The following is an 8563-nucleotide window of genomic DNA, read 5'->3' as shown; positions in this document are numbered from 1 at the left end:
GATTGGGGATAAATTGAGCAGGACAATCATGTTCTTGGAGAAGAGAAACAGAACGAGAAGGTTGAGCAGAAATTATCCAAACTGCAAAATTGCGTTCCCTCTCTTTTCTAATTGTTTCCCCTAACTTAGCAAATTGATGAGGTGTGACAGGTAAAGGTCTACTCGCTAAATTCAGTCCACTATTTTCTTCCGACAATTCCGATAAATATAACTTTTTAAAATTCCCAATTTCCCCTATACATTCATCAAAAGACCGATGAATCTTAGTTAATGCAAATGACAAATGTACGGGCGAAGCATTTGGAGAACTATTTTTTACAACCACCGATAATTGATCTTCCCAATGCTTCGCCCCTACGGACCATTGACTTTCAGCATTTTCTACCCAGCGATCGCTATGAGCATAACATTGTTCTGGTTCATCAATGGCAACAAGAGTATTTTCTGGTAAATAGTCCAGCAATGAAGCAGGTTTTGCAAAAGCCAACCCCAAAAACCGCCGACTTCCTTCTTGTAGAGACGTTCCCTGGAACTTTTCTACATTTTCTGTCAGTGCTGTGTTGATAATTGGTGTAAAACTGGTGGGGGTGAGGGTAATTTTTTCCACCTTATCCAGGGCAGAACGTTGCGTAGAGGGGTCAAATTCCCGAATTTGTTCAATTTCATCTCCAAACCATTCCAAGCGCACAGGCAACTCGGAAGACACCGGAAACACATCCACAATATCCCCCCGTCTACTCCATTGTCCTTCTGTTTCCACCAAAGGAACTCGTTCATAACCCAAAATCGTGATTTTTTCGCCAAACCCATCTAAATCAAATTCCATCCCCTTTTCCAAAGTCACACAAAATGATTTAAACGCCTCCGGTGGTGGTAAATGTGGCTGCAACGCCCCCACAGTCGCAATTATGGCAGTTTTTTGTTTTGACAACTGACCACTGACAACTGACGACTGACAACTGACCAAATCAGCCAAAACCTGCATTTGACCCCAACTGAGTTCATTTTCAGGGTCAAAGGGTTCATAAGGAGAAGCTTCAGAAGTTGGGTAAAAATGGACAGTTTTCCAGCCCATTGCTTCCATTTGGGCGAAAACTCGGCCAGCTTCCTCCAGAGTGGCACACACCACACATAAATTCTGATCTTCATAGTTTGCTAATGCTGAAGCGACCATTCCCTTGGGGAGACGAGAAATACCATTTAACCGCAATTCCTGTTGTTTGTTGAGTTTAGTAATAAGTTCTGCGGTGAGAGGCGATCGCGCCAAAGCACGCACAATGGAAGAAAAGGCCATAAGTTTTACGCTAAATTGGAAATCGTTGTAGATACAAAAATCTAGAAGGAGTTTATATCAACTATTTTAAAAGTTTTAACCCCACTCTTGACGATGAAGGGGAAAGAATCAAGCTTAACTACTACTTTGTGTATATTCAAAGTCTTTATCGAATCACCTTAAATATTAGATACTAAGGAAATAATTAATATCGGCTGAATTTTCATCGCCAGATACATCTACTCTTTATAGCGACAATTTTAAAAATGTCTTCCATCAGTTTTGAAATTTTAACGATTTTGGTGCTAATTTTAGCGAATGGGATATTTTCTATGTCTGAGATGGCCGTAGTCTCAGCCCGGAAAGTTAGACTACAGCAGTTAGCTAATCAAGGAGATGTCAACGCCAATGTTGCATTGACATTAGCAGAATCTCCCAACCATTTTTTGTCTATTGTGCAGGTGGGGATTACACTCATTAATATCCTCAATGGTGTCTTCGGCGGTGCTACCATTGCCAAAAGACTAGAAGACTATATCCAGCCAATCCCAATTTTAGCTAATTATAGTCATGCGATCGCTGTGGGGATAGTGGTTTTAATTATTACCTATCTTTCCCTGATTGTCGGTGAACTCGTCCCCAAACGCCTCGCTTTAAATAATCCCGAAAAAGTAGCCGCTTTGGTGGCTATACCCATGAGTGCTTTAGCAAAACTAGCTTCTCCTATAGTTTATCTTTTAAGTGCATCTACAGACTTAGTGTTACGAATTTTGGGAATTACACCTTCTAAAGAACCGCAAGTTACAGAAGAAGAAATTAAAATTTTAATCGAACAAGGGACCGAAGCCGGAACATTTGAAGAAGCCGAACAGGACATGGTAGAAAGAGTTTTCCGGTTAGGCGATCGCCCTGTCACCTACTTAATGACACCCCGTCCTGATATAGTTTGGTTAGACTTAGACGATTCTCCCGAAGAAAACCGTCATAAAATGGTGGAAAGCGCCTACTCTCGCTATCCCGTTTGTCAAGAAGGATTGGATAATGTCCTTGGTATCATTCCTGTCACCGATTTATTAGCGAGAAGTTTACGCAACGAACCCTTAGACTTAACTCTCGGATTACGTCAACCTGTATTTGTCCCCGAAAGTACCCGCGGTTTAAAAGTCTTAGAATTATTCAAACAAACTGTTACTCACATGGCCTTAGTCGTAGATGAATACGGTGTAATTCAAGGCTTAGTAACTCTTAATGACATTATGAGTGAAATCGTCGGTGATGTTCCCGCAGAACCAGGACAAGAAGAACCCCAAGCTGTACAAAGAGAAGACGGTTCTTGGTTAGTAGATGGAATGTTAGGAATAGAAGAGTTTTTAGAACTTTTTGATATGGAAGAGTTAGAAACTCAGGAAAGAGGAAATTATCAAACATTAGGCGGTTTTGTCATCACCCATTTAGGACGCATTCCCACAGCCGCAGATCATTTTGAATGGGATGGTATGCGTTTTGAAGTTATGGACATGGATGGAAACCGGGTTGATAAAGTGCTAGTTGCACCCAAGGTAAGTCATAATGAGTGAAGGAATAATCCCCTAATTTCCGAAAAGCAATCACAAAACATTGAAGATAAGAGTTGGAAAAGACAACTTTCCAGCGATTATCAATCTCTACTACCCAAACAAAATCCACAAAAATGGACTTTTGAACCCACGGAGGTGGGTTTTGTCTGTGTAGCAGCGACTTATAGTCGCCCAAAGAAGCTATCACAAATGTCTTAACCAAGGTAGACGCTAATGAAATCTCCTCATGAACATAATCAAGACATTCAACGTCAGGTGGAAAAGCGACTGAAAGAAATGGATGATCAAATCCATGCTATTGATGCACCTTTTTATCAAACCCAGAAACATCAACCAGAACCATCTCAAAAACCTTGGCTGAAAAAATTAATTCTCGGTGGTAAGTTTTTTGGACTAGCTGTTGCAACTTTAGTTGCTGTCAGAGTAGCTTCAGCTTTAGCAGGAATTGTTATTTTTGGGGCTTTGGTTTTTCTAGTTTATAAACTCTTCCTAGAATCAAAATTCAAAAAACCTTAAATAACCCTTGTTAACCAAATCTAAAAACTTCATCAATTCACGTTTTTAATCTCTATTCAAGGTTGATAATTAATAATGGACAATGCTTAATAACCCAGATTCAAGAATATTCTGATCTTCTTCTAATCCTTCCTTCTTCCTTCTTCCTTCTTACTTCTTACTTCTTCTCTGTCACCTGTTACCTGTCACCTGTCACCTGTCACCTGTCACCTGTCACCTGTCACCTGTCACCTGTCACCTTCTTCCCTGTCACCTTCTTAAAGTATCACCATGAATTATCAAGTGGGAACTGAAAAATTTATCAACGATTTAGAACGAGTTTCTCAAGTTCGTTCAGAAATTTCTATTTGTTTAAGTAAAATCGCCGATACCATTAATCAAGCAGAATTAGCTGGAGATAATTCATCCGGTAAACTGAGTTTAACCAGAGATATTGAAGACATTACAGCCGCTAGTAAAAATCTCAAAAATGGAGTCTTCCGGCTTTTAGTTTTAGGTGACATGAAACGGGGGAAAAGTACATTTCTCAACGCTTTAATTGGTGAGAACTTATTACCCAGCGATGTAAATCCCTGCACAGCAGTATTAACAATCCTCCGCTATGGGGCAGAAAAGAAAGTTACTATTCATTTCAATGATGGCAAAAGTCCCCAACAGCTAGATTTTCAAAGCTTTAAATATAAATATACCATAGATCCAGCCGAAGCCAAAAAGTTAGAACAGGAACAAAAACAAGCATTTCCTGATGTTGATTATGCTGTAGTTGAGTATCCTTTAACTTTACTAGAAAAGGGCATTGAAATCGTTGATAGTCCAGGTTTGAATGATACAGAAGCCCGAAATGAATTATCTTTAGGATATGTGAATAACTGTCATGCAATTTTATTTGTGATGCGGGCTTCTCAACCTTGTACATTAGGTGAAAGACGTTATTTAGAGAATTATATCAAAGGACGGGGTTTATCCGTTTTCTTCTTAGTTAATGCTTGGGATCAGGTAAAAGAATCATTAATTGATCCTGATGATATGGAAGAATTAACATCAGCAGAAACTAGACTCCGACAAGTATTTAAAGCCAATTTAGCCGAATATTGTTATGTAGATGGACAAGATATCTATGATGAAAGAGTCTTTGAACTATCCTCAATTCAAGCACTAAGACGCAGATTAAAAAATCCCCAAGCTGACTTGAGTAAAACAGGTTTTCCAGAGTTTATGGGGGCGTTAAATACCTTTCTGACGAGGGAAAGAGCGATCGCTGAATTACGTCAAGTCAGAACCTTAGCTAGACAAGCTGTAAACCATACCTGTGAAGCCATTGACAGACGAATTCCCTTACTAGATCAAGATGTAGATGAATTAAAAAAACGCATTGATTCTGTTGAACCTGAATTTACTAAACTCAATCAGATCCGTGATCAATTCCAAAAGGAAATCATCAATACGAGTGATTCTCAAGCACGAGGTATATCTGAATCTTTTCGTAGCTATGTTTTAAACTTAGGAAATACCTTTGAAAATGATTTCTTACGCTATCAACCAGAATTAAATTTGTTCGATTTCTTAAGTAGTGGAAAACGAGACGCTTTTAACACCGCACTACAAAAAGCCTTTGAACAATATATCACAGATAAGTTTTCCGCTTGGACTTTAACTGCTGAAAAAGACATGAATACAGCATTTAGAGAATTATCTAACTCTGCTGCACAATATGGTGCTTCTTACAATCAAGTAACTAACCAAATCACCGAAAAATTAACTGGACAAAAGGTGAATGTTAATACCCATTCTACTACAGAAGACGATAACTCTCCTGGTTGGGCAAAATGGGCTATGGGTTTACTATCTTTATCTAGAGGTAACTTAGCTGGTGTCGCTTTAGCTGGTGCAGGTTTTGATTGGAAAAACATTCTCTTAAACTACTTTACTGTTATTGGTGTTGGGGGAATAATTACCGCCGTTACAGGCATTTTTCTTGGTCCCATTGGTTTTGCTTTATTAGGTTTGGGAGTAGGAATTCTCCAAGCAGATCAAGCCAGAAAAGAGTTAGTTAAAACCACAAAAAAAGAGTTAATAAAATATCTTCCCCAAGTAGCAAACGAACAAGCACCCATTGTTTATGATGCAGTCAAAGAGTGTTTTACTACTTATGAAAAGGAAGTAAGTCAGCGGATTAATGATGATATTGCTTCTCGAAAATCAGAATTAGATAATCTTCTCCAACAGAAAAAAACACGGGAAATTAATCGAGAAAGTGAATTTAAACGCTTTAAAAATTTACAAGAAAACATCATCGAACAATTGCAAAAAATCGAAACTGCTTACAGCAACTTATTAGCTTATTATAGCTAATTAAAAGTAGGTTGGGTTGACGTAAGGAAACCCAACACCAGAGTTTTTTCTCACGCAGAGACGCAGAGGCGCAAAGTAAGAAGAAAATGGAGAAATAAGAGTATTACTAAAATGTAGTTTACAAATAAGATCATGCAGCACAAATATCAACGTTATAGTGAATTGACAGATGCTTTAAAATCTACTTGTAGAATATTGAATTTAGATCGGAATTCCCAACTACATCAAGATGTCACTTCTATTTGTCATCATTTAGCTAATCCTAATTTTCAGATCGCAGTATTTGGACCTTTTAATCATGGTAAGTCAACTTTACTCAATGCAATCTTAGGAAATCGGACTTTACCCATTGATTTAATCCCCACAACAGGTGCAGCAATTACTGTTAAATATGGTACAACTATCCGCACTAGGATTATGTTAATAGATGGTACAGAAATCTATCGCAGTGGTACAGAAATTTTAAAACAATTTGCAATTTTAGATGATAATAGACAGATGCGAAAAGATGTTGCATCTGTCGAAGTTTTTTGTCCCCATCCTTTTTTAGAAACAGGAATAGAATTTGTTGATTTACCTGGAACTAATGATAGGGAAGCACAAGATAATTTAGTAAAAGATCGGTTATTAAGTACGGATTTAGTTATCCAATTATTAGATGCAAGGAAACTAATGACTTTAGGAGAAAGAGAAAATCTCCGCGATTGGTTATTAGATAGGAATATTAAAACAGTTATTTTTGTCGCCAATTTTCTCAATTTACTCGAACCAGAAGAACAGAAACAGGTCCAAAATCGCTTACTATTTGTAGCTGAAAGTTTTCGCGCTGATTTACCTCCAGGTTTTAGTAATTTATATCGAGTTGATGCTTTACCTGCTTTACGCGCTAGATTAAAAGGAGATGTTGCACTTGCAAATAGTAGTGGTTTAGCAGCTTTTGAAACTGCTTTGCAAAATCTAGTCGGGATTTTACAACAAAATTCTAGTAATGTACGTTTACCAAGGGTACAAACTGTATCTTCTCAACTACAAGCTTTATTATTTGATCAAGTTTCTAATTATTCTCAAGCAATTAAAAGTTTTGATGATAAGGAGAATGCTAAAATAGAAATTAATAAAAAAGCTCAAAAGCTAATTTATCAAGGTTTTAAAACCAGCATTTATGAATTAGAAACTTGGCTATCTTTACCTAATTTACTCAGGAAATACCACGCTGATGTTGCAGTTGCACTTGCTGAAAATAATTTGCAATCTTGGCAAACAGGCACGTTGAAAAAAGACTTGACAGAATTACAAAACTCTGTAATTAAATGGCTATATCAAGCTTATAATTTTTTTAAATCAGAACGTCCAGAAGATTTAAAAATTCCTTTTCCTCATTCACCTCAATTAACTTTACCTGAAAAACAAAATAATTCAAATGATTTAACTGAACCAGGTTCTCTAGCTGTTGGTGGTGGTATTGGTTGGTTATTGGGTGGTCCAGTCGGTGCTGCTGTGGTGGGAAGTATTTCTTATATTTTAAATAAAAACTTACAAAAACAGGATGAACAATCAGCTAAAGATTCTTATAATCAACAAGTTGCCAAAATTTGTATAGCTGCGGCTGAAAAATATTTATCTAGTTTTAGTAGTCAAGGTTTATCTATTTTAGCTGAATATGAAAAGAAATCAGGAAAAGTAATTTACTTTGAAGTTAGTCAAGAACCAGTGGAAATTACTCAACAAAGGGAAAATTTACAAAAATTGCAAAATCAATTTAATCAGTTATTAGGAGAGTTACAAAAAGCGAATATCACCAGTAAATATCCACCTTATCAAAATCAACCTAAATCTGTAAATTCTCAAATCCCTAAACAACAATTTTATCCACCTCCAAAAGAAAATACTCATCGAAATCCAGACAGAAAGGTAGAATCACCACGTCAGGGAAATACTCCTCCCAAAGTAGAACCACTGCGTCAGCAAGTTTATACCCCACCACCAAACCCCGCAGAATTAGAAGCAAAATTCCAAGCTTGGGAACTTGAACAAGAAATAGCGCAAATAAAAGCTAATATGAAATCACCTGGTGCCAATCAAAAGTCACAAAGTCCGCCCAAAACACCAGCACAAAAAGATAAAATTATTTACGCTTATAGAGTTTTAGGATTACAACCTAGTGCTTCTTTTCTGGAAGTGAAACAAGCTTATAAAACATTAGTAAAAAAATGGCATCCTGATTTATTTGTTAATCAACCACAAATGCAAAAGCAAGTTCAAGAAAAGATGAGGTTAGTAAATGAAGCTTACAGTATTTTAGAGAAAAATAATGATTAATTGCAGGTAAATAAACTATATTTTTTGATCACATTTCCATAAACTATCAACAGTCACAAAATTATACCCTTGTTTTAATAATTGGGGAATTAAAATATTAATAGTTTCTGCCACATCTTTGCCCCCAAAATAACCATCATGTAACACAATTAACGAACCATTTTTAACTTGCTTCATCACTCGTTCTACGACCACATTTACACCAGGAAGAACCCAATCTTCAGGAACAACACTCCACATAACTGGACGATAATTCCACCTTTGAAATAACTTTAATGTTCCCGGTGTGAAAAACCCATTAGGAGGACGCACATCTCGCACTAATTCAGGTGGTAAATTACAAGCATTGTAAATAGCAACTTGAGTTTTTTCTAAACTTTGTTGTAGTTGCGTTGGGGAAAGCAGAGGAAAAGAATCATGTTCATAACCATGTAACCCAATCCAATGTCCTTCTTCGCTGACTGTTTTCGCAATTTCTGGAAACCGATTTACACAATTTCCTAACCAGAAAAAACTAGCGGTAATA

The 8563-nt window shown here is 37.0% G+C and carries 5 protein-coding genes and 1 pseudogene; 4 read left to right on the top strand and 2 right to left on the bottom strand.

Translation table 11 applies throughout. The annotated features are described in order from the left end of the window. Positions 1-1294, bottom strand: a pseudogene (locus FJR38_RS28640) (transcription-repair coupling factor); the annotation flags it as partial. Between the two features lie 245 nt (positions 1295-1539). On the opposite strand from FJR38_RS28640, the gene FJR38_RS18135 reads away from it, so the two are divergent. From FJR38_RS18135 to FJR38_RS18120, 4 genes are all read left to right on the top strand, one after another. After that, positions 1540-2850: a hemolysin family protein gene (locus FJR38_RS18135; protein ID WP_168538590.1), complete on the top strand. Its 1311-nt coding sequence runs from the start codon at positions 1540-1542 to the stop codon at positions 2848-2850. A 213-nt stretch (positions 2851-3063) separates the two neighbouring features. Further along, a complete protein-coding gene (locus FJR38_RS18130; protein ID WP_168538588.1) occupies positions 3064-3366 on the top strand; it encodes a hypothetical protein in 303 nt (100 codons plus the stop codon). A 270-nt stretch (positions 3367-3636) separates the two neighbouring features. Continuing rightward, positions 3637-5718: a dynamin family protein gene (locus FJR38_RS18125; protein ID WP_168538586.1), complete on the top strand. Its 2082-nt coding sequence runs from the start codon at positions 3637-3639 to the stop codon at positions 5716-5718. Positions 5719-5850: 132 nt separating this feature from the next. Next, positions 5851-8037, top strand: coding sequence for a dynamin family protein (locus FJR38_RS18120; RefSeq protein WP_168538584.1), 2187 nt, complete (start codon positions 5851-5853; stop codon positions 8035-8037). Between the two features lie 15 nt (positions 8038-8052). Here FJR38_RS18120 and FJR38_RS18115 read toward each other — a convergent pair. Further along, the coding region (locus FJR38_RS18115) for a polysaccharide deacetylase family protein (protein WP_168538578.1) at positions 8053-8563 on the bottom strand (511 nt) is incomplete at its 5' end.

Source organism: Anabaena sp. UHCC 0253 (assembly GCF_009712085.1).
Taxonomy (GTDB): Bacteria; Cyanobacteriota; Cyanobacteriia; order Cyanobacteriales; family Nostocaceae; genus Dolichospermum.
The sequence above is the reverse complement of the archived record's forward strand: the minus strand, read 5'-3'. Positions and strand labels throughout refer to the sequence as shown.